Source organism: Streptomyces sp. NPDC050423, assembly GCF_040655445.1.
Classification (GTDB): Bacteria; Actinomycetota; Actinomycetes; order Streptomycetales; family Streptomycetaceae; genus Streptomyces.
This window is the reverse complement of record NZ_JBFAJY010000099.1, coordinates 1-1,540: the sequence shown is the minus strand read 5'-3', so window position 1 is coordinate 1,540 and position 1,540 is coordinate 1. Positions and strand designations below refer to the sequence as shown.

Genomic DNA, 1,540 nt, shown 5'->3' with positions numbered 1-1,540 from the left:
CGGACGACGACGGTCGCCTGGCCCACACTCTCGTGAGCGGTCAACGCCGTCTCGATCTCACCGAGTTCGATACGGAAGCCGCGGAGCTTGACCTGCTGGTCCGCGCGGCCGAGGTATTCGAGGGAGCCTTCGTGGTTCCAGCGCACGAGGTCGCCGGTGCGGTACATCCGCGTCCCGGAGGGACCATACGGGTCAGCCACGAAACGGTCCGCTGTCAACGACGGCCGATCGAGATACCCCTGCGCCAGACCGGCACCCGCGACATACAACTCCCCCGGAACACCCGGAGCGACCAGCCGCAACCCCTCGTCCAGCACATACGCCCGGTGATTGTCCAAGGGCTCCCCGATGGGGATCGCACCCGCATAGTCCAACGGCCGGTGGACGCGGTGCGTGGTGGCGAAAGTCGTCGTCTCCGTCGGACCGTAACCATTGACGACGGTGAGATCCGGGCAACGGTCCATCACCCGGCCTACCGCCTCCGGCGGAACCACATCCCCGCCCGCCCACACCTCACGCACCCCGGCGAACGCCTCCGGAACCTCCTCCGCCATCACCCGGAACAACCCGGCCGTCAGCCACAGCGCGGTGATCCCGTGCTCGGCCAGCAGGCGCTGGTAGTCCGCCGGAGCCAGATGCCCTGCAGGGGCAACGACGAGTGTGCCGCCGTTCAGCCACGGCACCCACATCTCATACGTCGACGCATCGAACGCCATCGCCGAGTGGAACAACACCCGACCGTGACCACCATTCGCGTACATCGTCTGCGCCGCCAGATCCGCGACATTGCGATGCGTGACCGCAACACCCTTCGGCACCCCCGTCGAACCCGACGTGAACATCGCGTACACCGGCTGATCCGCATGCACCGCAACCAACGGATCCGACCCATCACCCCCACCACCCCACACAGGACCCAACACCCGCACACCCGCCGGCACCACCAACGCACCCGCATCCCGATCCGTCACCACATGCGACACACCCGAACCACCAACAATCAACTCCACCCGCTCAGCCGGATAACGGGTGTCCAGCGGTACGTAGACGGCCCCGGCCTTCACCACGGCCAACGTCGTCACCACAGCACTCACCGAGCGCTCCAGGAACAACGCCACCCGACCACCCGGCCGCACACCCTCACCGATCAACCGGTGCGCCGCACGATTGGCCAGCACATCCACCTCACGGTAGGAGAACTCACGCCCCTCCCCCACCACCGCCACCGCATCCGGCGTCCGCACCACCTGAGCCGCGAAAAGCTGCCCAAGCCCCACATCCGGCGAACCCGTCACCGCACCGGCCCACTCCCCCAACAACACCCCACGCTCATCCCCCGACAACAACTCCAACTCACCCACCGGCACATCCGGAGCCGACACCACAGCACCCAACAACCGCACCAGACGCTCACCCGCCAACTCCACCGAACGCGCGTCATACAGATCCGTCGCATACTCGATCGTGATGTCCAACCCACCCGGCCGACCATCCACCCCACGATGCTCCGCGAACGAGAACGTCACGTCGAACTTGGCGA

General features: G+C 66.6%; 1 protein-coding gene. It reads right to left on the bottom strand.

The genetic code is table 11. The features are described from left to right. Positions 1–1,540, bottom strand: a 1,540-nt coding sequence (locus AB0I52_RS32810) for an amino acid adenylation domain-containing protein (RefSeq protein WP_363078822.1), incomplete at both ends; no start/stop codon positions are given.